General features: G+C 63.9%; 22 protein-coding genes and 1 tRNA gene. 12 read left to right on the top strand and 11 right to left on the bottom strand.

Annotated elements, in window-relative coordinates; translation table 11 throughout:
• Positions 1-63 precede the first annotated feature (63 nt).
• From J3D46_RS09900 to J3D46_RS09890, 3 genes are read left to right on the top strand one after another with little or no spacing between them, the layout of a single operon-like run.
• Positions 64-1,290 (top strand): sensor histidine kinase, encoded by a 1,227-nt coding sequence (locus J3D46_RS09900; RefSeq protein ID WP_231339575.1) that lies wholly within the window; start codon positions 64-66, stop codon positions 1,288-1,290.
• Positions 1,287-2,432, top strand: coding sequence for a hypothetical protein (locus J3D46_RS09895; RefSeq protein ID WP_231339576.1), 1,146 nt, complete (start codon positions 1,287-1,289; stop codon positions 2,430-2,432). The genes J3D46_RS09900 and J3D46_RS09895 overlap by 4 nt, the downstream gene beginning before the upstream one ends.
• Positions 2,426-3,067, top strand: coding sequence for a hypothetical protein (locus J3D46_RS09890; RefSeq protein ID WP_231339577.1), 642 nt, complete (start codon positions 2,426-2,428; stop codon positions 3,065-3,067). Before J3D46_RS09895 ends, J3D46_RS09890 begins: the two co-directional genes overlap by 7 nt.
• Here J3D46_RS09890 and J3D46_RS09885 read toward each other — a convergent pair.
• From J3D46_RS09885 to J3D46_RS09855, 7 genes are all read right to left on the bottom strand, one after another.
• Entirely contained in the window at positions 3,041-4,729 is a 1,689-nt protein-coding gene (locus J3D46_RS09885; protein ID WP_253466701.1) for a hypothetical protein, read from the bottom strand. The genes J3D46_RS09890 and J3D46_RS09885 overlap by 27 nt on opposite strands.
• A complete protein-coding gene (locus tag J3D46_RS09880) occupies positions 4,722-5,603 on the bottom strand; it encodes a septum formation family protein (protein ID WP_253466698.1) in 882 nt (293 codons plus the stop codon). The genes J3D46_RS09885 and J3D46_RS09880 overlap by 8 nt, the downstream gene beginning before the upstream one ends.
• Positions 5,593-6,183 (bottom strand): exosortase S, encoded by a 591-nt coding sequence (xrtS, locus tag J3D46_RS09875; RefSeq protein WP_253466695.1) that lies wholly within the window; start codon positions 6,181-6,183, stop codon positions 5,593-5,595. Before xrtS ends, J3D46_RS09880 begins: the two co-directional genes overlap by 11 nt.
• 5 nt (positions 6,184-6,188) lie before the next feature.
• Positions 6,189-7,550, bottom strand: coding sequence for a glycosyltransferase family 2 protein (locus J3D46_RS09870; RefSeq protein WP_231339581.1), 1,362 nt, complete (start codon positions 7,548-7,550; stop codon positions 6,189-6,191).
• 94 nt (positions 7,551-7,644) lie between these two features.
• Complete coding sequence (locus tag J3D46_RS09865) at positions 7,645-7,827, bottom strand: hypothetical protein (RefSeq protein ID WP_231339582.1); 183 nt, start codon at positions 7,825-7,827, stop codon at positions 7,645-7,647.
• Between the two features lie 42 nt (positions 7,828-7,869).
• On the bottom strand, positions 7,870-9,159 hold the full coding sequence (locus J3D46_RS09860; RefSeq protein WP_253466692.1) for a choice-of-anchor G family protein: 1,290 nt from the start codon (positions 9,157-9,159) through the stop codon (positions 7,870-7,872).
• Between the two features lie 142 nt (positions 9,160-9,301).
• Complete coding sequence (locus J3D46_RS09855) at positions 9,302-10,147, bottom strand: inositol monophosphatase family protein (RefSeq protein WP_231339584.1); 846 nt, start codon at positions 10,145-10,147, stop codon at positions 9,302-9,304.
• Positions 10,148-10,180: 33 nt separating this feature from the next.
• Between J3D46_RS09855 and J3D46_RS09850 the strand changes: the two genes are divergently transcribed.
• On the top strand, positions 10,181-10,807 hold the full coding sequence (locus J3D46_RS09850) for a hypothetical protein (protein WP_253466690.1): 627 nt from the start codon (positions 10,181-10,183) through the stop codon (positions 10,805-10,807).
• Here the strand turns inward: J3D46_RS09850 and J3D46_RS09845 are convergent.
• Together J3D46_RS09845 and J3D46_RS09840 are read right to left on the bottom strand one after the other, a co-directional pair.
• Positions 10,746-11,573: a DUF998 domain-containing protein gene (locus J3D46_RS09845; RefSeq protein WP_253466687.1), complete on the bottom strand. Its 828-nt coding sequence runs from the start codon at positions 11,571-11,573 to the stop codon at positions 10,746-10,748. The two genes, J3D46_RS09850 and J3D46_RS09845, sit on opposite strands and share 62 nt — an antisense overlap.
• Positions 11,574-11,643: 70 nt before the next feature.
• A complete protein-coding gene (locus J3D46_RS09840) occupies positions 11,644-12,429 on the bottom strand; it encodes a DUF998 domain-containing protein (RefSeq protein WP_253466684.1) in 786 nt (261 codons plus the stop codon).
• A gap of 108 nt (positions 12,430-12,537) precedes the next feature.
• On the opposite strand from J3D46_RS09840, the gene J3D46_RS09835 reads away from it, so the two are divergent.
• The 3 genes from J3D46_RS09835 (at position 12,538) to J3D46_RS09825 (ending at position 13,474) form a co-directional block, all read left to right on the top strand.
• A tRNA-Arg gene (locus tag J3D46_RS09835) sits at positions 12,538-12,610 on the top strand.
• Between the two features lies 1 nt (position 12,611).
• Entirely contained in the window at positions 12,612-13,070 is a 459-nt protein-coding gene (locus J3D46_RS09830) for a DUF6314 family protein (protein ID WP_253466682.1), read from the top strand.
• Positions 13,067-13,474, top strand: coding sequence for an NUDIX domain-containing protein (locus tag J3D46_RS09825; RefSeq protein ID WP_253466680.1), 408 nt, complete (start codon positions 13,067-13,069; stop codon positions 13,472-13,474). Before J3D46_RS09830 ends, J3D46_RS09825 begins: the two co-directional genes overlap by 4 nt.
• 12 nt (positions 13,475-13,486) lie before the next feature.
• Here J3D46_RS09825 and J3D46_RS09820 read toward each other — a convergent pair whose 3' ends face one another.
• Positions 13,487-15,400, bottom strand: coding sequence for an ABC transporter ATP-binding protein (locus tag J3D46_RS09820; RefSeq protein WP_253466678.1), 1,914 nt, complete (start codon positions 15,398-15,400; stop codon positions 13,487-13,489).
• 2 nt (positions 15,401-15,402) lie between these two features.
• The gene (locus tag J3D46_RS09815) at positions 15,403-17,064 is read right to left on the bottom strand and encodes an ABC-F family ATP-binding cassette domain-containing protein (protein ID WP_253466676.1); all 1,662 of its coding nucleotides are present in this window, start codon (positions 17,062-17,064) and stop codon (positions 15,403-15,405) included.
• 210 nt (positions 17,065-17,274) lie between these two features.
• Between J3D46_RS09815 and J3D46_RS09810 the strand changes: the two genes are divergently transcribed.
• The 5 genes from J3D46_RS09810 to J3D46_RS09790 all read left to right on the top strand — a co-directional run bounded on the left by J3D46_RS09810 (position 17,275) and on the right by J3D46_RS09790 (position 21,210).
• Positions 17,275-17,997, top strand: coding sequence for a hypothetical protein (locus tag J3D46_RS09810; protein WP_231339592.1), 723 nt, complete (start codon positions 17,275-17,277; stop codon positions 17,995-17,997).
• Positions 17,994-18,701, top strand: a complete 708-nt coding sequence (locus J3D46_RS09805) for a hypothetical protein (RefSeq protein WP_231339593.1) — start codon at positions 17,994-17,996, stop codon at positions 18,699-18,701. Before J3D46_RS09810 ends, J3D46_RS09805 begins: the two co-directional genes overlap by 4 nt.
• 240 nt (positions 18,702-18,941) lie before the next feature.
• The gene (locus J3D46_RS09800; RefSeq protein WP_231339594.1) at positions 18,942-19,757 is read left to right on the top strand and encodes an amino acid ABC transporter substrate-binding protein; all 816 of its coding nucleotides are present in this window, start codon (positions 18,942-18,944) and stop codon (positions 19,755-19,757) included.
• Positions 19,758-20,417, top strand: coding sequence for an amino acid ABC transporter permease (locus J3D46_RS09795; protein WP_231339595.1), 660 nt, complete (start codon positions 19,758-19,760; stop codon positions 20,415-20,417).
• Positions 20,404-21,210 (top strand): amino acid ABC transporter ATP-binding protein, encoded by an 807-nt coding sequence (locus tag J3D46_RS09790; protein ID WP_253466674.1) that lies wholly within the window; start codon positions 20,404-20,406, stop codon positions 21,208-21,210. The genes J3D46_RS09795 and J3D46_RS09790 overlap by 14 nt, the downstream gene beginning before the upstream one ends.
• Positions 21,211-21,217: the final 7 nt, after the last annotated feature.

The raw sequence follows: 21,217 nt of genomic DNA, 5'->3' as shown, positions 1-21,217 counted from the left end.
CCCCCATATGATTTGGAAATGTCGTCACCATTTTAGGTGACACGGGTTTCGGGGGAGACATTCATGGGGGCATGGATTAACCGGCCGGCAACAGAGCGGCCGGTGCAGTATGGTTCGGACGTGCTGGTCCGCAGCGGTGCCGTGGTCAGCTTCGTCTTTATCGCGGCTTCGTGGCTGTACTTGGCGCCAATCATGGGCGGGCCGGGATGGCACCGTGTGGTTGCCGCCGTGCTGATGGTCCTGGTTTTTGCTTGCCTTACCGCGATGTGGTGGACCGACGCCTGGCCGCTCAGGCTGGTGATCGTCCTGGCAATGATCACCCTTTCCGAACTCCTTGCCGGTGTCACCTACCGCCAGGATTCAGACTCATTACTCCTGGCGCACAGCCTGGTCCTCGCGGCAAGTTCACCCCTGGTCCTGTCCCTGCGTGATTCATGGAAATCCGCGGTCTTTACGGGAATTCTGGCAGTTCTGGTCTTGGGACACACCCTCATGTCGTCCATGGTTCATAACCTGGGGCCTACCACCATGCTGATGGTCACGGGGGCCTGGTACGTCATGTTCGTGGTGGGCCATTCAGCACCCAAAGCCCTTGCGGCCTATTGGCGCGATCAAGCCGTCAGGGCGGAATCGGCCGCTGCCCAGGCTGTAGCCTGCGCCAAAATCGACGCCACCGCAGCCGAGGCCAGGGTCCTGCATGACACCGTCCTGCGCTCACTGACGCTCTTGGCCAGGGGCGGTGCAGGAGCGGCCCCGGACGAGTTGCGGGAAATGCTCACCACTGGAACACCCGACGCCGGTGGGCTGGATCCGCGGACCTCGGCCGCCGAAGCCCACCTACGGGATGCGATGAGGCACCTGGACGGTCCTGTCGGCGCCCAAGGTGCGGTGGCCGGCGTCGAACCCTGCAACGAACTTGCCCTGCTGCTGACGGACCGCGCCCGCCACCACAGCCGTGATGGATTCGCCGTGGACGTCTTCGGCGAAGGGGGAACATTGCCGGTGCCGCTTCAGTTGGCGATTGCCGATGCCGCCGAGGAATGCATGGTCAATGCCGCCCGCCATGCCGGAACCGACCGTGTTGACGTGCTGGTATCGCGCTCCGGTTCACTGGTGTCGGTGTTGATCAGCGACTCCGGGGTAGGGTTCGACCCCGATGCCATCCCCGCGGAACGCTTCGGGGTGAAGAATTCCGTGGTGAACCGCATGGGCGGGGTCGGTGGCCGGGCCCAGGTCATGTCAGCCCCCGGCCGTGGGACCACCATTGTCCTCGAAGCGGACGCGCCATGAGCCTGGCGCACCTGAACACAGCTTCCAAGGACGGCCCGCTGTTCGTTTCCCGGACCGTCGTAGTGATCACCAGCGTGACCATTTGGATCATTTCCTGCATCCTGAACGCCGCCTCCCTCGATGGAAGCAGCCTTGACCGTTTGAAGCTTGGCGCATTGGCGTTCGACCTTTTGGGGCTTGCCGTGGCCAGCATGGCTTCGGCCCCGAAGACACCTCGCCGCCATTTGCCCTACGTGCGCCTCATCTGGCTGGCGTCGTCCATTGCTTCCGGAACCATGACCGCCCAATTCGTCACGCTCACATCGGGTTACCTGTCCCTGGCGTTGAACGTTCTCCTTGGGACTGCGTTGGTCTTCCTTGTCGCCATGCGCTGGGACCTGCTGGGCTTCCTGGTCCTTGTAGCCGCCAACTCGGTCCTGAGCGGCGCCTATTACGCCACCACCCCGCGGTTCGGCTCCGGGGAAGGGCTGCTCATCTTCTTCATCACCCTCCTCCCCGGCCTCCTGGGCGGGCTGTCTGTCTTTATCCTCCACAGCCACCTGCACGGCGCCATGGAGCGGAGGACCCTGGAGGCCCTGAACACACTGACCGAACAATCCGTGTCGCGCGATTCCGGGAGGGTCGAGGGCCTGGCCGAAACGCACCAACAGATCCAGTCGTTGTTCGCCAAGGTTGCCGAGGGGCGTGAACTCCCCCTCGACCCCCACTTCTCGGAACAGGCCCAGGAGTTGGCAAAGCAGCTACGCAACCAGTTGGTGCTTTCGCAATCCACCACGTGGCTCACTGAGTCCTTGGCGTTGGCCGACCTGGAATCCACCGTCATGGTCGTGGCGCAATCGGACCTGGTGGACCGGATGCCGCAGGCTTCGCGGTCAGCTGTGTTGGCGGCAACCATGCTCCTGGCCACAGCGGCAGGAGAGCCCGACAACCGGTTGATTGACCGGCCCCGAAGGATCCACATCTTTGTGGAACCGGATATGGACTCCACGTTGCTCATTACATGGCGGGTGACCCAGCTGAACCCCAATCGATGCACTCCGGCATTGTGGAGCGAGCTCGAGTTGTTGGGTTCCCCCCGAGTCCACACAGATCCAGGAGGTGCCAGCATCATGGTCCGTACCAAGGCGCAGAAACCATGGTGACCCGTATGGTGGTTGTCGATCATCACCAGCTGATGATCGACACCTTGGATGCATGGTTGCGTTGCAACGCTCCGGACTTGGTGGTTGCCTCCGGGCTGAACGCCATTCCACCCCGCCTGGACAAGCCCGATTTTGGTGGGGACTCCATTTCAGTTGCCGTCCTGGGGACCTTGGACCACCAAGCTGAACTGATTCCTGCGGTCCACTGGCTTATCGACTCCGGCCTCCGGGTGGTGGTCCTGGCCACCGCCATGGACGGGTGGGAGGCAGGGGCAGCCCGCGCAGCCGGCGCCCTGGGATACGTGCCCAAGTCCGCTGGTCCAACACACACCGAGACGGCCATCCGGGCTGCGGCTGACGGGCAGCCGTACGTGCACCCCGACGCGGCCGCCATCATGGTCGATACCGCCCCCGTTCGGGTCAAGTTATCCCTGCGCGAACAGCGGCTGGCGGAGCTCTACCTCGGAAGCGAAGCTTTGTCCGTGCGCGGCGTTGCGGACGCCATGGGCATCAGTGAACAAACCGTCAAGGCCCACCTGCACAGGATCAGGCAGCGCTATGCCGCTGCCGGAATCAAGCTCGGCAACGTGATCAGCCTGCGCAAGCAGCTAAACGCTGACGGCTGGGTCACGTAGCTTCTCAGGGCGTACCTCCGGCGTCGCTTGGTCAGGCACCGCGGGTTCCGGTTGCTGAAGCACAGGCTTTTGCGGTTGGGACGCCAGGATGCTGATCAACGCCACCAGCAATGGCACGCACAGCGCAGCATGGAACCCGGAAAGGATCAGTTGGCGATACATCTCGGGCTGTCCCGATCCCAGCATGACCACCCAGAACTGCAACCATCCGCCCACCACGACAATTACCGCAAGGCGACCCACTGCTGCCTTCTTACGGAAGGCAACGGCAAAGCCCAGCAATAGAGTCAGCAACTGCATGGCCACCAAGGCCACAGGCACGGCTTTCATGGCGGTGAAAAGGCCCAGGATCACTGGGAAGCGGCGGTCCTTGTCGAAAGGTTCATGCCCCTGCCCCTCCATGTAGGAACCAATGTAGCCAAGTTCGGGTGCCAGCATGGCCGTGATCCCCCGTTCACCAATACCGATCAGCCGTTCAGGGTGCGTCAGGTAGAACCCAACGAGCTTCGCTGGCCCGGCCTGCTCCTGGAACTCGTGGAACCTGGGGTTCAACGCAGCTGAACGCGGCGACGCAACTGTGGTTCCGCTGGCCGCGAGGAAACCCGGTTCCAGGCCCAGCCACTTGAGGTCATCTTCAGGAACCGGACTGTGCGGCAGGATTTCGGCGAAGACAGCGTTGTAGAGGTTCACGTCACTGGTGCGCTTGGGCTGAACGGCAAGGAATGCCACCGCGAAAGCTACGATTGCCAGAATCGCCGCGAACGGAACCATGCGCTGCCGCCACCAGTTTGCCGTCGGCGCCCTGCGGCCGGAACGTTGCGAACGCACATACGGCAGCCACAACAACGCCATCGCGAGCACAGGCAGCCACGAAACCATCTCCGGCTTTGCCGCGACAGTGAAAGTACCGGCCGCGACCACCCACAGGATGGCCAACCAGCGGTTTCCACGGCCGTTCCAGTAGTTCAGCAACGCCACCAGCAATGCCAGCGTCCCCAGGAAAGCTGCAGCTTCGGGGTAGGGGGAAATGAAGAAATCAGCAAAGACACCGTCAGCCATCACTGCAGCGACCAGTGCGGCAACCAGGAGCCGGAAACTGGTGCGTCCCGGCAGCACAGCAACCAGCGCGGCAATCAGCGAGCCGAAGACGAGGCAGCAGACAATCCCCACGGCCCGCATATCCAGGCCGGGACCCCAACCAAACAACGGGGTGAACACCTTGCCCAACCACAGGAAGGCCAGTTGGGACGAGTACACGGCTTCACCCGAGCCAACAGCCCCGCACGCCTCCCCGACGAAGTGGTGCGGGGACCAGCTTGGGTAAATGAACCTCGTGAAGTCGGCGTAGTCCCAGGGCCGGACATTGCTGACGCCAAGGGAGCAGACCAGCGCGTGGCCGTCTCCCTGGTCCGCCATGCCTACAGGCCCTGGAACGAAGAGCCTCACCATCATGGCGACGGCGGACACCACGCCGGCAAGGACAGCCGGGACGGGGACTCCTCCAAGCGCCAGCTCTCCGGGTCCGAAGAACCTGGCGAGAAATCCCGCTGCCCTGCGAACCGGGCCGGACGTGGGGCCCTTGCCGGACCGCACCGGCATCGGAGCGAACTCTCCCGCTTCGGGTGTGGATGGTTTCGGTTCTCCAGGCTTGGTCTCAACCATTGGCCGCTCCCCCATTCAGTGTGCCGGCCAGGGGCGCAAGCGTTCCTGTCCAGGGCTCCGGGCTGGCTTGCAGCGGTGCCACTCCGCAACGGACAGCCCTTGCACCGCCGTCGATCCTGACAATTGGCCGGACTTCCACGTCCGCCGGCAGGACGTCCACTTTCAGGAAGTCAAGAACGAACGGCAGGCAGCGTTCCTGCTGCGCGGCGAGGCCGACCAACGAGGCGTCCTGGCCGAACCAAGCACTGACGTCCTCGGTGGTGTGGGGCTCGGAACAGGTGGTATCCGAGCCTTCGGAGCTGAGCACGCCGTCCTTGATTTCCTGGGCATAGCAAAGGCGGATCTGCGCCGAATCCGGCCCCGCGAGCGCGTCTTTGAGGTCCATGGTGGTTTCCCGCGGAGCCTGGTCGGGCGACGTCAGCAGGACGTCGCAGCGTACAGTCCGGCTCCCGGCAGCCCACTCGGACCGGCTCGGATAGAAACCGGTGACGGCCATGCCCGCCGTAGCGTCGCGGTCGTTGCCGGCAAGGTACTTGCGCAGCTCGGCTGCCGGGCAAAGACGAGTGGTGAGGTTCTGCAATTGCTCGTGGAGCGGGCGCTCGGACTGGCCGGCCAACGGTTCGGGGACACTGGAAACCAGGAATGTCTGAGTGGTGTGCGGCTCGGAACACGCAACGGCGGGACGCGAGTCACTGCTTGCACCGTATTCCTCCGGGGTGGTGATCACGTGGCACTGGCCCGCTGTGCTTTCCGAAGAAGCGCCGGTTACCTGGCCGTCAGTGGCCGATTCGGCATCTCCGGGCGCGCAGCCGGCCAAAGCCATGGCGGCCGTGAGCGCAACAGCCGCGAAGACCAGTGGCAACCTACGACGCACGCCGGCCCCTGCGAGCCGGAGCGGCACGGTCTTTACGGACGACGGCGGCCCGCACCAGGACGATGATGGCGGCCACGAAGCCGAGAATCACCACGAAGGAGCCGAAGAAGTGGTGCATGAGGTCGAAGCCTTGCTGGCCCCAGCTCTGCTGTGCCGCCGCGATCATGAAGTATCGGATGGCGTTGCTGACAGAGACGATGACCAGGGCCGTGATGGCAGCGGGCATGAGCCGCGCAACCGGGATGCGGCCCATGAGGAACAGGATTCCGGCGAGTGCGGCGATGGGTGTCAGGAGGACCGCGCTGGAGCAAAGGCCAGTGACCATGAGTGCGTAGGGTTGGCCGCCACCGACGTTGTGGAAGATGATGTCGTCCACACTGTAGGACGCCCCGCCGAGGATTCCGTCGAAGACGGTAGCCATGAGCCAGGCTTCCGCTGCCCGGATGCTTTCCTGTTGGAGCATCGCCACTACGGCCGCAGCGATGAAGACCAGCCCGATCACGCCCCCGCCGCGGCCCTTCCGAACGGGTATGGCGCGCGGTCCACGGGGGACGGAGACGTTGCTGATGTCGGCGCTCATTGCCACTAGGCTTCCTTCGCTAGGAGTTTGACGTCGGACTCGTGGTTACGGCGGGTTTTTGCCCAGCCCTGCCGGCCCGTGATGAGGCGGTACGTTGCCCGCAGTACCGTCACGTAGTTTTGGTACATATAGAGCCAATAGCCAAGGCCCCACACCACGCCCATCATGAAGTTCTTTTCCGGCGTCACCTGCCGCCGGTACACCAGTCCCCACAGGGCGAAGGGCAGCACGCCGGTGGCGAAGATCAACGGAATGATGAACCAGGCCGCGGAAATCCAGGCTGCGAAGCTGCCCATGGTCAGTGCGCCCTGGGCCACCATGGTGACGAACAGCGTCGGCCACAGGACCAGGCCAACAATCTGGATGAACGGCTGGATCAGGAAGTAGCTGGATTCGATCGCGCCAACATTGCTGAAGTACGGCGACTCGAAGATCCGCTTCAAATAGGTGCTGCATTGCATGCCGCCATGGCACCAGCGTGTTCTTTGGGTCAGGAGGCGGCGGAGGTCCGGAAGTGCCTCTTGGGCGACGTGGGTGTCGTGCATATACACGGTCTTGTAACCGCCCAGCATGATGTGGATGGCGAGTTCATAGTCTTCAAGGAGCGCGCCGTGCCACGGTTGTCCCGACGTCCTGGCGATGGCGTCCAGGGCGGACAGCCGGGTGAACTGGCCGTTTCCGCCCAGCCCCACGGTCAGGGTGTGGCGCCGGAGGGACTGCATTGCTGCGATGGTCGTGCGGAATTCCATGTCCTGCATCAGGACCAGGTAGCGGCCGAAGGCCTTCTTGATGCGGTCGAGCCCCTGGCCACCCTTGAGCTCGGGGTCCTCCAGGTTGGACATAAACACGGCGGTTTGCGCGGCGCCGACCTCTGCGTCGCCGAACGCGAGGGGACCGGCCGCCTGCCGGAAGGCGTTGTCCGCAAGGTGACCATCGGCGTCGACCACCAGGACAATCACCGAGGAACGGTCGACGTCGGCGGGCAGCCATCCGTCCAGGGTCCGGTAGGCGGCGTTGAGGGCGTCCCCCTTGCCGGTGCGGGCCAGTGGCCGCCGGCGTCGGACCAGGTGGATCATGCTGTCGCGGTCCGAAGCCGCTTCAACAATGGCCGCCGTGGCATCGTCGCTGTCGTCATCGACTACCCAGACATGGGCTTCGGGAAACTTCGCACGGAGCAGCTCCAGCGTTTTCCCAATGACCACCTCCTCGTCACGGCATGGAATGAACACATGCCAGGAGAAAGAGCCGGGATCGCCCTCGGGATCGGGTTTGCGCCGCAGGAACGGCACCAGGATCACGAGGATATACGACAGAAAAACCACCAGGAGCACAAAAGCCAGCGCCTGCGCGGATTCGAGTACCGACATTTACTTCCCATGCTTGGGGCGTGGCCGGGGAGGCCTGTTCGAAAAGATTAAGGGTGGCGGGACGGCCCTTGCAGGAGCCGTCCCGCCGGTGGTGCTACGGGTTAGGGCCCGCATCCCGCTTCGCAGCCTTGAGCCTGCTGTTACGCAGGACCACGAAGCCGGTGATCAGCAAGGCAACACCCACCAGGATGACCCACCCAAGGGTGGGGGCTCCGGTGACAGCGAGGGCGGTACCGCCGGCTGCTGTGCCGCCTGCAGTCCAGTTATGGCCGTACATAAGGAGTTCTCCTTTCGCTGATGCTTGATGCGCTCAAGGCGATCAGGCAGCAGCTACCGCAGACCGGCGGCGCGAGCGAACGAACAGCCAGGTGAGCAGTGCCAGGAGGGCCACGCCACCGCTGATGGCCATGGTGTCGGCGTTGACCAGCGGGATCGCCGCTGCGTCAAGGTTGGGACCAACAGTTGCGTTGGCGAGGTTGACGGTGGCAATGGCGCCCCCGGCAATACCGACCTGCAGGGCGCGCTGGGTGAAGGCGCCCGACGGTGCGGTTTCCTGGACGTTGACCTTGGCCGAAACCAAAGCAGTCAGGGCTGAACCAAGCGGGGTGACGATGGTGGTTGCCACGCCTGCGACAACACCGTTAAGTGCCGCGGTCAGGACTGCCAGGGCAGGTCCGGCGGTGAGCTGGGCGATCGGGCCAAGGCCATTCACGGCAGTAGTGGCAGTTGCCAGGGTGCTGCTGACCAGGGTGGTCAGCTTGGTGGCGACGGCCTGGGGCAGGAAGGAAACCAAATCCGTTCCAGGCGCCAGGGAATTCAGGTCCGCAACGCCTGCCGCGGCCAGGAGGTCAGCTTCGGTGATGGCGATGGTGCCGCCGGCCACCGGGTTGGCAACCGTCACGCCGAGCGGGGTCAGGACGAGGTTGGCTGTGTTGATCGCGGTGCTGACGGTGCCTGCAACGCCTCCCACCACTGTGCCGCCGACCTCAGCCGAAACACCGGCAAGGGCGTAGGCGCCCTGGGGTGCTGCACCCTGGTCCTTCTTGGCTGCTGCCGCGAGGGTGGTGATGTCGAGCTGGAGGTTGACCAGGTCGGTGCCACCAAGGATGTCTGCGGTGCCGGCCGAGATACGGGCTGCCGGAATGGCCGGGTCGCCGGAGGTCGGAAGGCCGCCGGGCAGGGTTACCAGACCCGGGGCGCCGGAGACAGTGCCCGAGAATGCTTCGGAGGAACCGTCGTTGACGGCCTTGCCGTACTGGCTGACCGCACCAACCTGGATGATGCCGTTGTCCTGCAGGAGCGGGATGTTGCCCGCACCGACGTTGACTACGCCGAAGACCGCGCTGAGATCCAGCGGGGTGGTGTTTTCGATGATGGCCGGGCCGGACGGCGGCGTGCCGATCTGTTCGGCCTTGGCTGCGCCGTTGGCTGCGAGGCCGGCGAAGTTCGGGATGGCCAGGACTGAGCCATCAATGATCTGTCCACTGCCGACCGAAATGACGTCAGTGGGTGCTGCGTTGGCTGCCGGTACGGCCACGAGGCCGATGGCCAGAACCGAGACGGCGGTGACGCCGACGGCGGTGGGCCACAGCTTGCTCTTGCTGTTCAAGTACTTCCCCCTTGCGAACGCTGCAGGACAAGGCTTGCCTGCAGCTGAGACCGTGGGGGCAAACGCCCCCCGGTGCAAAATAACAAGGGCAAACAGTGGAGCTTCGCGGGGGTACCCGAAGGGGTTAACCCGGTTTCAGCACCTAGGCAAATTGGGGAACAGAGGTGAGCGCCGCGCTCAACTCGCGCACCGCCGTCGGGCCTCCAGCGACGAACCAGTTAAGTCCGTTGACCTTCACGACGGCGGTGTCCCCGCCTGCGGCACGGACAATCGCCTTACCGGGGAGCCAGTCCCATTCGGGGCAGCTGTGCTGGAACCAGCAGCCGAGTTCGCCGTCGGCAACCCGGCCAAGGTCGCAGGAGCCGGACCCGAACATACGAAGGGACGCGGCAGTGATCGCGGCAGCGTGCCACGGCATGGCTGTGCGGGGGTCCGCCAGCCACGTGGGGTGGATGTAGGTAGCTGCGCTGATTTCACTGACGGAGCGGTCGCCGGAGCCGGAGATCGGTTCTCCGTTCAGCGTGGCGGGGTGTTCCCCGCCGCCAAGCCAAAGCTTGTCCAATTCGGGCTGGTAGATGGCGCCAAGCAGCACGTCCGGATCAACAACCGCGGTGCCCCCGTGGTCTGAATCGTCCCGTTTGAGGGCAATGGCCGAGCACCAGTACGTGGAGCCGTGCAGGAAGTTGTAGGTGCCGTCCACGGGGTCGATCACCCAGGTCCGGCCGCTTGTTCCGGCCACCGACGCACCTTCTTCCCCGAGGATGCCATCCTCGGGGCGGCAGCGCCGCAACTGTTCCAGGACGTATGCCTCTGCAGCGTGATCGGCCGCCGTGACGACGTCGGACACCGAGGTCTTGCGTTCGCCCTGCAGGCCGCCCATCCGCATGAGCAGCGCCAGTTGGCCTGCCTCGCGGACAAGCGCGCTTGCCAGTTGGTAGTCGTCGAGTGAAGGATCGAGTTCAGTTGCGGTGTGCCTGCCGGTGGTCATGGTTCCAGCTTATGTGGCGGGATAATGGATGACATGGCCAAGACACCAGCGCAGCGCATCAAGAAGCACGGAGCAAAGGCTGTGGTTCCCGATCACACCTTGCCTCCCGTGATCAACACCACCACCCAGCGCACCCCGCAAAAGGCGCAGGGCAACTCCAAGCTCATTGTGATCGCGGGCGTCGTGGCCAGCCTGTTCCTGTTCTGGTACCTGCACCTGCTGACCCTGAACCAGATGACCCAGCTCTCCGGCGGCCTGGCGATGCCGGACTCGCTGATCGGCGGCTTCTCACAGGACTACGTCTCGCAGCTCCGCGATGCCATGGATGAGTCCGCGCGCGGCCAGCTCAACTACGTCCACAAGACTGCCGGCACGCTGTTTCCGCTGATCTTCGGCTTCAGCTGGCTGCTGCTGATCGGCACCAATGTGGCGCGGAAGTCATGGCGTTGGGCCATGTGGGCTGCTCCGCTGCTGTTCGCGGTGGCCCACCTGTGGTCCAATGTGGCCATCGATTCCATGCTGTCAACGGACACGCCCGACGCCGGTGCGGTGGCTTTGGCCTCTTCGCTCACCGTTGCGTCGTGGGTGCTGTTCCTCATCAGCCTCCTGTGCGGCGTGGCTGCGGTGTTCCTGGGACGGAAGAACGCACCACAGCCCTGACAGCTTTCCTTTGCTTCGTCACCCGTCGTGCCACTACCAGGCCCACCATGGATAACCCCATGATGATCGGATAGGCCATGGTCCGTTCGATCGCACCCGGTTCCTCCACGCGCAGCCCCACTGCAAGGATGTAGATGGTGGTTCCCAGGGACACCGCACCGCACACGAGGACAAACCAGGACATCTGCGTATGCCTCCTCCACACGACGCCCAGGATCGCCAAGGACAGTGGCCCGGCAATGAAGTACATGCCCGCGCCGACCAGGTGCAACGCCAGGTCCGTGTCTTCGGGAACAAGCCCAACCATTGCCTGGCCTATGCCCGCCACGAGGATCAGCGCCCGCACAACCCCGGCCGCGAGCCAGGGAATGGACTCCGCTGCCCTGCGGGACTCCGAGGCCATCCGGGGAGTGATGACCCGCGCGCCCGGCTCGGCCGCGATGGACAACACGGCCGTATTGACCAACACGGCGCCCAGAATCATGGCTGCGCCCTGAAGCACGAACGAGACATTCATCAACCAATTGAGCGGGGAACAGACTTCATACCCGTTGAAAGGTCCGCAGTGGGCCGCACCGAGATCGCTGATGACGTGTGCCCGCCGTTCATAGCCCGGGTTGCCCAGCCACGCAGCTATCGCCACGGCTTCCACTATGAAGTAGTGGATGGGCGTGATCGCTGCCCATCCCCCAACCAGCTCGCGTCTCCCGGCGAGGTCGGGCAGAAGCCCGCGGTCACTGCCGCGCGGACCGGCCGCCGTCGTCATAGCGCCAGAATAGACCCCGCCAAGGTCCGGCGCACCAGTTGTTCGCTTCTGCGTGCATCAGGGCCCGCCCTCAGCCCACCCGTATTGCCTTCCGTTCCGCGTGCACCCGCTGGGCGATCACCAGCCCGGCTGCTGCCAACCCGATAGTCACCGGGTACCCCATCAGCCGCTCCACAAGGCCGGGCAAGGCAACTTCCATCCCGGTGACCCCACCAATGATGAGCGCAACGATACAAACCAGGCCGCACAGGGCAAGGAACCAGCTGACCGGAGTCTGCCGGAACCACAGGACGCCCAACAGCAGCAGGGCGAATCCACCGCCGATGAAGAACATCAGGGCACCTGCGAAATGCCATGGCGAGTCGAGGTCTTCAGGCACCAACCCAACAAGGACGGTTCCTACGCCGGCAACTCCGGTGAGGATCCGGATCGCGACAGCCAGGATCCACGGCACAGTCAGCACGCGGGCTGGAGCGGAATCGGCTGCAACGGACCGGAAACGCCGGGCAGCAACACCGGGTCGCGCTGCTACGCACAGGAGCCCGGCGGTCAGGAAGAGCGCACCCAGGATCAGGCCCAGTCCTTGGACCACGAAGGAGGCGTTCATCAGCAAGTGCAAGGGCGAGCAGACGGCCCTGTCCTCGTACACGCCACAAGAGATGGCTCCCAGGTCGCTGATGTAGCCAGTGGCCCTGCTGTAGGGCTCCGGACCTGCCCAGGCCTGGATCACGGCGGCTTCGGCCACAAAGTACTGGACGACGCTCAGCTGCGCCCAGCCGCCGATGTTCGCCCTGACGCTGCGGAGGTTGGGGAGGAACGATCCGGCCGGTGCTGCTGCAGTCGAGTGCCCTTTCATGGTCGCCAGCCTAGCGGTGTTCGGGCAGCGCCCCGGCAGCTTGTATGCTTGTAGTCGTGTCCGGGCCCTTGAGCTCCAGCAGTGGGATTCAGAGCCATGGACACACAGGCCCTCGTAGCTCAGTGGATAGAGCACGGCTCTCCTAAAGCCGGTGTCGTTGGTTCGATTCCAATCGAGGGCACTTGAACCACCAGGAACCCATCCAGGACTTGCAGGCCTACTTGGCCGGCAGCTGGACTGTGGAGCGGACACTCCTGGACCGGGCCTCCGGCACCCGCGGTACTTTTACCGGCGTCGTGCGTTATGCACTGAACCCCGACGGCGGCCTGGACTACCGCGAAGACGGCACCATGCACTGGCCTACCCATTCCGGCCCGGCTTTCCGCGAGTATGTCCTCACACCAGGCGCCGCCACGGATTCGATGGACGTGTTCTTTCCTGACGGCAGGCCCTTCCACATCATGAGCTTCTCTGAGCAGGGCAACCAGGACAAGCATTGGTGCGATCCCGACGATTACCGCGTCAACTACGTCCTTGAGGGCCCGGATTCGTTCAGCTTTACGTGGGATGTCCATGGGCCCGCCAAGGATTTGCTCCTGGAATCGCACCTGGTCCGACTCAACGCCGGGAGGCAATTGTGACCACTACGGACCTCATCGTGGTCAGCGCCGTTTGCGTCTACAACGACGAAGGCCACCTGCTCACCGTTCGCAAGCGCGGGACGGATAAGTTCATGCATCCGGGCGGCAAGCCCGAGCCCGGCGAAACAGCGGTTGAAGCAGCTTCGCGGGAACTGTCTGAAGAAGTCGGCATCGAAGTAGCAGCGGACCGGCTCCAGCCCCTTGGTGTCTGGCTTGCCGTGGCCGCCAACGAAGCAGCAACGAACATTGAGGCCACAGTCTTCACCGCTCCCGGAACCTGGGAGGCGCACCCTTCGGCGGAGATCGCCGAGATTCGTTGGCTGGACCTGAACGGGCCGTTGCCCACGGACCTTGCGCCCCTGCTGACGGACCACGTCATCCCGCTGCTGACCACGCCCAAGTAGGTAGCAGATCAGCTACAGCTCCGGGACGGCTTCCTGGGCCACCGCTGTGGCTTCGGCGAATTGGGTTTGATACAGCTCGGCGTACCTTCCCTCTGCCGCAAGCAGTTCGGTGTGCGTGCCGCGTTCCACGATCCTGCCGTCCTCAACCACCAAAATGGCGTCCGCCGCACGGATGGTGGACAGCCTGTGCGCAATCACGACGGCGGTACGCCCCTCGAGCGCCTCGCCCAAGGCCGCCTGCACGGCGGCTTCGTTGGTGGAATCCAAGGCCGCAGTGGCTTCGTCGAGGATCACAACCCGCGGCTGCTTGATCAGGAGGCGGGCAATGGTGAGGCGTTGGCGTTCACCGCCGGAGAGCCGGTAGCCGCGCTCCCCCACCACGGTTTCCAAGCCGTCAGGCAATGACCGGATCATCGGTTCCAGGCGTGCCCGGCGGAGCACATCCCACATGTCGTCTTCGGTGGCATCCGGACGGGCGAGGCGCAGGTTGGACGCGATGCTTTCGTGGAACAGGTGGCCGTCCTGGGTCACCATGCCCATCGTGTCCCGCAGGGAATCGAAACTTAGATCGCGGACATCCACACCGGTTCCGGGGTTCTGTCCGCCAAGGCGCACGGCGCCTGAATCGACGTCGTACAAACGCGAGAGCAGCTGGGCCACTGTGGACTTGCCCGCACCCGAGGAGCCCACCAAGGCCACAGTCTGGCCGGGTTCCACCCTGAAGCTGATCCCGTGCAGGACTTCCTCGCCGCCCCGGGTGTCCAGGGTTGCCACCTCTTCCAACGAGGCAAGGGACACTTTATCCGCGGAAGGGTAGGAGAAGCGGACGTCGTCGAACTCCACGGCCACGGGTCCGGCCGGAACTTCCACGGCGTCCGGTTTCTGGGTGATCAGGGGCTGCAGGTCCAGGATCTCAAACACCCGCTCGAAGCTGACCAGCGCGCTCATGATTTCCACACGGGCGTTGGACAGCGCTGTCAGCGGAGCGTAGAGGCGGGTCAGCAGGAGCGCCAGGACCACCACGTCACCGGGCGCCAGTTGCCCGCCGATGGCCAGCCAGCCGCCGAGTCCGTAGACCAGGGCAAGAGCCAACGCCGACACCAAGGTCAGTGCCGTGACGAAGGTGAACTGCAGCATCGCAGTCCGGATACCGATGTCCCGCACCCGTCCCGCGCGGGCAGCGAATTCCCGGGATTCCTCGTCGGGGCGGCCGAACAGCTTCACCAGGGTGGCACCCGGCGCGGAGAACCGTTCGGTCATCTGCGTACCCATGGCCGCGTTGTGCGCAGCAGCCTCACGGCGGAGGTCCGCCAACTTGGAGCCCATGCGCCGGGCAGGGATCAGGAAGATGGGCAGCAGGACCATGGCCAGCACGGTCACCAACCATGACGTGTTCAGCATGACCGCAAGTGTGAGGGCCAAAGCCACCACGTTGCTGACCACTCCGGACAGCGTGCCGGCGAAGGCGGACTGCGCTCCGATGACGTCATTGTTCAGTCGGCTGACCAGGGCACCGGTGCGGGTCCTGGTGAAGAAGGCAATGGGCATGCGCTGCACATGGTCAAAGACGCGGGTGCGGAGATCCACAATGACGCCCTCGCCAATGATGGATGACAGCCAGCGGGTCACCAGCCCCACGCCGGCCTCGCCTACGGCGACGATGGCGATCAGGACGGCGAGCCAAATCACCGTTCCAACACCGGCGTTGGCGATGATGGCGTCAACTACCTGACCTGCCAGCACGGGCGTCGCAACAGCCAGGAAAGCACCTGCGATGGAAGCGATCACGAAGGCAATGAGCTTGGCCTTGTGCGGGGCAGCAAAAGCCATGACGCGCTTCAGCGTTTCCTTGGAGAACGGTTTCGATCCGATCTTGGCCGTGGTGATGTTGTACAGCGAGCTCCAGGCCACGCGGTCCATGCTCATGGTTATTTCTCCTGGCTTGGGGTGTGGTGAAGTTCCTGGACTTGGCCGTTCTCGAGGTGCCAGCGGGAATCGAGCCGAACGTTTTCCAACAGCCGGCGGTCATGGGTGACCAGCAGTAGCGCGCCCTCGTAGCTTTCCAGCGCCTCTTCAAGCTGCTCGATCGCAGGGAGGTCCAAATGGTTGGTGGGCTCGTCCAGCACCAGGAGGTTGACGCCACGGGCCTGCAGCAGGGCCAGGGCAGCACGGGTCCGCTCCCCCGGGGACAACGAATCCACTGTCCGAGCGGTGTGGTCCGCCTTCAGGCCGAACTTGGCCAAAAGCGTCCGGACATCCGCACTGTTCCAGCCCACCAGCACGGCTTCCACTGCATCTCCGAGCGGCTGCCCGCCGTCGAGCAGTCCACGCGCCTGGTCGATTTCGCCGATGGCGACGGAGGCGCCCATGGAGGCATCGCCGTCGTCCGGTTCCTGCGTTCCCAGCAGCAGGCGCAGGAGCGTCGACTTGCCGGCCCCGTTCGGTCCTGTGATGCCGATGCGTTCGCCGCCGTTGAGTTGGAGGTTCACCGGTCCCAGCGTGAAGTCACCTTGGCGCGCGACGACGTCACGCAAGGTGGCGACGACGGCACTGGAGCGGGGTGCCTGGCCGATGCTGAACTGAAGCTGCCATTCCTTGCGAGGTTCTTCGACCTCGGTGAGCCTGGCAATCCGGGACTCCATCTGGCGGACCTTCTGGGCCTGCTTCTCCGAGGATTCGCTGCTCGCGGCGCGCCGGATCTTGTCGTTGTCCGGGTTCTTCTTCATGGCGTTCCGGACGCCTTGGGAACTCCATTCCCGTTGGGTGCGCGCGCGGGACACCAGGTCTGCCTTGGTGTTGGCGAACTCTTCGTAGCGTTCACGGGCGTGGCGCCTGGCTACTGCACGCTCTTCGAGGAAGGCCTCGTATCCGCCGTCATAAACGGCCACGGAATTCTGGGCGAGGTCCAGTTCCACCACGGTAGTGACGCAGCGGGCCAGGAATTCACGGTCGTGGGACACCAGCACCACGCCGCCGCGCAGGCCCTGGACGAAAGCCTCCAGGCGGGCCAGGCCGTCGAGGTCAAGATCGTTGGTGGGTTCGTCAAGGAGGACGACGTCGAAGCGGCTGAGCAGCAATGCAGCCAATGCCACGCGCGCGGCCTGTCCGCCGGAAAGTCCGGTCATGAGGGCCTCTGCGCCAAGCTCCAGCCCGAGGTCCGCCAGCACGGCCGGGATACGGTCTTCCAGGTCTGCTGCCCCTGACGCCATCCAGCGGTCGAAGGCCAGGGAGTAGGCATCATCGGCGCCGGGAGCCCCGGAGCCGAGGGCCTCTGCGGTGGATTCCATCTCTGTCGTTGCCTGGGCGCAGCCGGTGCGCCGGGCAATGTAGGCCCCGATTGTTTCGCCGGCAGTGCGCTCGTGCTCCTGCGGCAACCAGCCAACAAACGCGTCCGACGGCGCCAGGCTGACGCTGCCCGCTTGGGGCTGGTCCACGCCGGCAAGGATCCGCAGCAGCGTGGATTTGCCGGCACCGTTCGCGCCGACGACGCCGACAACGTCGCCGGGAGCCACCGTCAGGGAAAGTTCGGAAAAGAGTGTTCGATGGCCGTGGCCACCGGCAAGATTCTTGGCCACCAAGGTTGCTGTCATTTGTGTATCCTCCAGCAGGGAAAACGCAGGAATTCAGGCCGCGATTCCCGCAGGCATGGAAAAACCCGTTGGTCCGGACTTGGGGGGTGTACGGACCAACGGGTTCAAGCATCAAGCATAATTCAATGTGGCGTCCGCGTAAAATCGATTCGTACTCCCACTTACGGCCTACTCCTGTCCTGCCCCGCGACCCTTCCCGGAAAGTTCCACATGCCCTTACAGTCCAAGGCGTTCCAGCGCTGGCTTCACGGCGTTGCGCCCGATGCCAGTACAGCTGACGTCTGCAGGATCGCCGGCATCAAGCGGACAACACTGGCCCAGCAGTTGGTCCGCGGCAAGGTTGCCGAGTCCACTTTGGTGAGTATCAGCCGCGGCTTCCAGCTGAGCCCCGTGGAAGCACTGTCCACTTTCGATCTTTACTCCGAACTCCGCGGCGCGCCGGTCCCGCCCACGGGCTGCGAACTCGTGAGCCAGATCGCCACCATCGATTTACTGCGCGCGGTAGTGGACCGAAGCGAACCAGGTTCCGCGCCCGCTGGCCACCTTTCCGAACCACCGCACCCTACGTCGGTGCGGAACTGGGTGGACGCAATCGACGACGGCGAGTTACGCCACCGGGTCAGCGACACCACGGGGATCGCCCCGCAAAACTTCTCCGCACATTTGACGGCCAACAGGCTTCCACCAGAACTCGCCATCGCCACCTCACGGGCAGCAGGAGTGGGACCGGCCGGAGGACTGGTGGCGGGCGGGCTCATCACCGAAGCCGAGGCCGGATGGCCACCCAATGCCCGGCAGGAGGCGCTGGACAAAATGTCCCAAAGCGAACTGGTAACCCTGGCCGGCGAACGGCTCCTGGCCCTCGGTAAGACACTGCGCCGCCAGGAACAAGACCACGAACGTACTGAACGAATATGGGAGAACCTCGGATGACGGCTGTCCTGCCTTGGGTGACGCTGGTTGTTTGCCTGGCAATTACGCTTGCGCGGATCCCAAGCCTGATCCGGGGCGAGAACCGGGTGGTTTTCTACATCTTCGCGTTGATCACCCTGGACATCCTCCTCAGCATCGAGGGGCCCTACCTTGCCATCGACGCACTCTTGGGCGGAATCAACGTCACTAACCTGGTCCTGCGGTTCCTGCTCTACGGAACGTTCCTGCTCATGGGCATCAAGATCGCCATGGGGTTCGGCTCGCAGTCAGCCGTCCGCGCCATACGCGGCCCCTGGGGGCTGACCGTCCTGGGATTCACCGTGGCGCTGACCATTTTCTTCTTCGTCATCACGGACACACGCGGTTCCACTGTGGGCATGACGGGGCTGACGTGGGGACCTTCGATGGAGGCCTACGCGGCGCTGGGGCGCTTTTATCCCGGCTATGTGTCGGCTTGTTTGTTGCCTGCGATCTGGCGGACCATCGTTGGCCGCTACCCTGCCTTGCTCAGGGGTGCCTCAGCCCTGCTCTTCCTCGGCCTGGCCCTGCTGTTGATCTCCCAGCTCTTCCCCCTGATCCCCTTGGTCCACCTGTGGTTGCGTTCGCTGATCAACTACTCCGCAGTGCTGGCCACGGCCATTGGGTTGGCCGGGATCTGGTTCTCGAAAGCCTATTCGCGCCGAAAACGACGTCTCTCGGCGTAAGACTTTCACAAAACCATTAGATCGTGGCACAATCATGAATGTGTGAACGCGGTTGCAGCCTGACACCGGAATCAGAGAACGGGTTTCCGGTGGATGTGGCGCCCACGTGAACACAATTGGGGGGATGAGTGGTGGCGGGCTGTTGGGGACCGCCCCCACTCAGCCTTTTTAACGCCCCTGTTGCCGGTCGCCGGCGGCCCCACACCCAGCAAGGTTCCTTACGGTGGCTAAGATGGCTCCATGAACAGCCTTCGCACCCGACGCTCTGTCCTCGCAGCTACGCTGGCCTCGGCCGCCCTTGCACTTTCTGCGTGCGGTGGCGGGTCCACGCCCGCACAGTCAGGCGGCGACACGTCCCTTTCAGATGTGAAGTCCAAAGGTGAATTGGTGATCGCCACCGAGGGTACCTACCGTCCCTTCAGCTTCCATGCTGACGGCGCAGGCGAACTGACCGGATTCGACGTCGAGATCGCCCAGGCCGTGGCCGGGAAACTCGGCGTGAAAGCCTCGTTCCAGGAAACGCAGTTCGATGGCATCTTCGCCGGGCTGGACTCCAAGCGCTTCGACACCATCGCCAACCAGATTTCCATCAATGACGAGCGCAAGGCCAAATACGACTTCTCCACGCCCTACACCGTCTCCACCGGAGTGGTGGTGACCAAGTCGGACAACACCAGCATTAACAGCTTCGCGGACCTCAAGGGCAAAACCACGGCACAATCGCTGACCAGCAACTTCTACAAGATGGCCGTTGAAGCCGGCGCCAATGTCCAGGCGGTTGAGGGCTGGGCGCAGTCCGCCACCCTGGTGCAGCAGGGACGCGTGGATGCCACCGTGAACGACAAACTCACCTACTTGGACTACGCCAAGAACACTCCCGACTCCGGACTGAAGGTCGCGGCGGAAGCGCCGGAGAAGACCGAGAGTGCGTTTGTCTTCCGCAAGGGGTCCACCGAGCTCACCGCAGCGGTGGACAAGGCGCTGGCCGATCTCCGGGCCGATGGCACCCTTGCGAAGATTTCGGATAAGTACTTCGGCGCAGATGTCACCAAATAAATGAACTGGGACCTCATCTGGAGTTCCTTCGGGCCGATCATTACCGGCGCCGTCACGGGCACCATACCCCTGACCCTTGCCTCGTTCGCCTTCGGGCTGGTTTTGGCGTTGGTGGTTGCACTGTTGCGGCTGAGCCCCAACTGGTTTCTCTCGGGCCTGGGGCGCTTCTACGTATCGGTCATCCGAGGCACGCCCCTGCTGGTGCAGCTCTTCGTGATTTTCTTCGGGCTACCCAGCATCGGGGTCAGGCTGGATCCCTGGCCCAGCGCCATCATCGCGTTCTCCCTGAACGTGGGCGGCTACGCGGCCGAGATCATCCGCGCCGCCATCCTGTCCGTGCCCAAGGGCCAGTGGGAAGCCGGCCACACCATCGGCATGTCGCGCCCGCAGACCCTGGTCCGCATCATCCTCCCCCAAGCCGCAAGGGTGTCAGTACCGCCGTTGTCCAACACCTTTATTTCACTGGTGAAGGACACGTCCCTCGCATCATTGATCCTGGTCACCGAACTCTTCCGCAACGCCCAGCAAATTGCGGCGTTCAGCAACGAGTTCCTGATCCTCTACTTGCAGGCAGCCCTGGTCTACTGGGTCATCTGCCTGGTCCTTTCCACCGCGCAGTCCGCCGTGGAAAAGAGATTGGACCGCTATGTCGCCCACTAACGAATCCATCCCGGAGCCGAGCGCTACGTCTGTCCTGAAAGCAAGGAACCTCGCCAAGGCGTTCGGAAGCAACGTGGTGCTGCGGGACATCGACATCGATATCCGCCGCGGCCAGGTGGTAGCCCTGATCGGTCCCTCAGGCTCAGGCAAGACCACCGTCCTGCGCTCGCTCAACGGCCTTGAAATTCCCGACGGCGGCACGGTCACCTTCGGGGACAGTGATGCCGCGGGCGGTCTGGCCATCGACTTCGATGCCAAAGTTGGCAAGAAGGAGATCGCCGCACTGCGGGACCGGAGCGCCATGGTCTTCCAGCACTACAACCTGTTCCCGCACATGACGGTCCTGAAGAACATTATCGAGGGCCCCGTCCAGGTCCAGAAGCGGCTGCGTGCCGAAGCCATCGCCGAAGCCGAACGCCTGCTGGAACGGGTTGGCCTTGCCGACAAGCGCGACGCATACCCTTTTGAGCTCTCCGGCGGACAGCAGCAGCGTGTGGGCATTGTCAGGGCCCTTGCCCTCAAGCCCCAGTTGCTCCTGTTCGACGAGCCTACGTCCGCGCTGGACCCCGAATTGGTGGGAGACGTCCTGGGCGTCATCAAGGAACTCGCTGAAGAGGGCTGGACCATGGTGATCGTGACCCATGAACTTGCTTTCGCCCAGCACGTGGCGGACGAGGTCATCTTCATGGATGGCGGCGTGGTGGTGGAACGGGGTCCCGCTGCCGAGGTGCTGCGCGCACCCCGGCAGGAACGGACCAAACTTTTTGTCAAACGGCTACAGCACGACGTCTAGGAGACTC

This window comes from Paenarthrobacter sp. A20 (assembly GCF_024168825.1).
GTDB lineage: Bacteria > Actinomycetota > Actinomycetes > Actinomycetales > Micrococcaceae > Arthrobacter.
This window is presented reverse-complemented; position numbering and strand designations above follow the sequence as displayed.

Excerpts from the sequence above, each read along its gene's own strand:
- J3D46_RS09900 (WP_231339575.1), top strand. The coding sequence starts at position 64 with ATGGGGGCATGGATTAACCGGCCGGCAACAGAGCGGCCGGTGCAGTAT.
- J3D46_RS09895 (WP_231339576.1), top strand. The coding sequence starts at position 1,287 with ATGAGCCTGGCGCACCTGAACACAGCTTCCAAGGACGGCCCGCTGTTC.
- J3D46_RS09890 (WP_231339577.1), top strand. The coding sequence starts at position 2,426 with ATGGTGACCCGTATGGTGGTTGTCGATCATCACCAGCTGATGATCGAC.
- J3D46_RS09885 (WP_253466701.1), bottom strand. The coding sequence starts at position 4,729 with ATGGTTGAGACCAAGCCTGGAGAACCGAAACCATCCACACCCGAAGCG.
- xrtS (WP_253466695.1), bottom strand. The coding sequence starts at position 6,183 with ATGAGCGCCGACATCAGCAACGTCTCCGTCCCCCGTGGACCGCGCGCC.
- J3D46_RS09870 (WP_231339581.1), bottom strand. The coding sequence starts at position 7,550 with ATGTCGGTACTCGAATCCGCGCAGGCGCTGGCTTTTGTGCTCCTGGTG.
- J3D46_RS09865 (WP_231339582.1), bottom strand. The coding sequence starts at position 7,827 with ATGTACGGCCATAACTGGACTGCAGGCGGCACAGCAGCCGGCGGTACC.
- J3D46_RS09855 (WP_231339584.1), bottom strand. The coding sequence starts at position 10,147 with ATGACCACCGGCAGGCACACCGCAACTGAACTCGATCCTTCACTCGAC.
- J3D46_RS09850 (WP_253466690.1), top strand. The coding sequence starts at position 10,181 with ATGGCCAAGACACCAGCGCAGCGCATCAAGAAGCACGGAGCAAAGGCT.
- J3D46_RS09845 (WP_253466687.1), bottom strand. The coding sequence starts at position 11,573 with ATGACGACGGCGGCCGGTCCGCGCGGCAGTGACCGCGGGCTTCTGCCC.
- J3D46_RS09840 (WP_253466684.1), bottom strand. The coding sequence starts at position 12,429 with ATGAAAGGGCACTCGACTGCAGCAGCACCGGCCGGATCGTTCCTCCCC.
- J3D46_RS09820 (WP_253466678.1), bottom strand. The coding sequence starts at position 15,400 with ATGAGCATGGACCGCGTGGCCTGGAGCTCGCTGTACAACATCACCACG.
- J3D46_RS09815 (WP_253466676.1), bottom strand. The coding sequence starts at position 17,064 with ATGACAGCAACCTTGGTGGCCAAGAATCTTGCCGGTGGCCACGGCCAT.
- J3D46_RS09810 (WP_231339592.1), top strand. The coding sequence starts at position 17,275 with ATGCCCTTACAGTCCAAGGCGTTCCAGCGCTGGCTTCACGGCGTTGCG.
- J3D46_RS09805 (WP_231339593.1), top strand. The coding sequence starts at position 17,994 with ATGACGGCTGTCCTGCCTTGGGTGACGCTGGTTGTTTGCCTGGCAATT.
- J3D46_RS09800 (WP_231339594.1), top strand. The coding sequence starts at position 18,942 with ATGAACAGCCTTCGCACCCGACGCTCTGTCCTCGCAGCTACGCTGGCC.
- J3D46_RS09795 (WP_231339595.1), top strand. The coding sequence starts at position 19,758 with ATGAACTGGGACCTCATCTGGAGTTCCTTCGGGCCGATCATTACCGGC.
- J3D46_RS09790 (WP_253466674.1), top strand. The coding sequence starts at position 20,404 with ATGTCGCCCACTAACGAATCCATCCCGGAGCCGAGCGCTACGTCTGTC.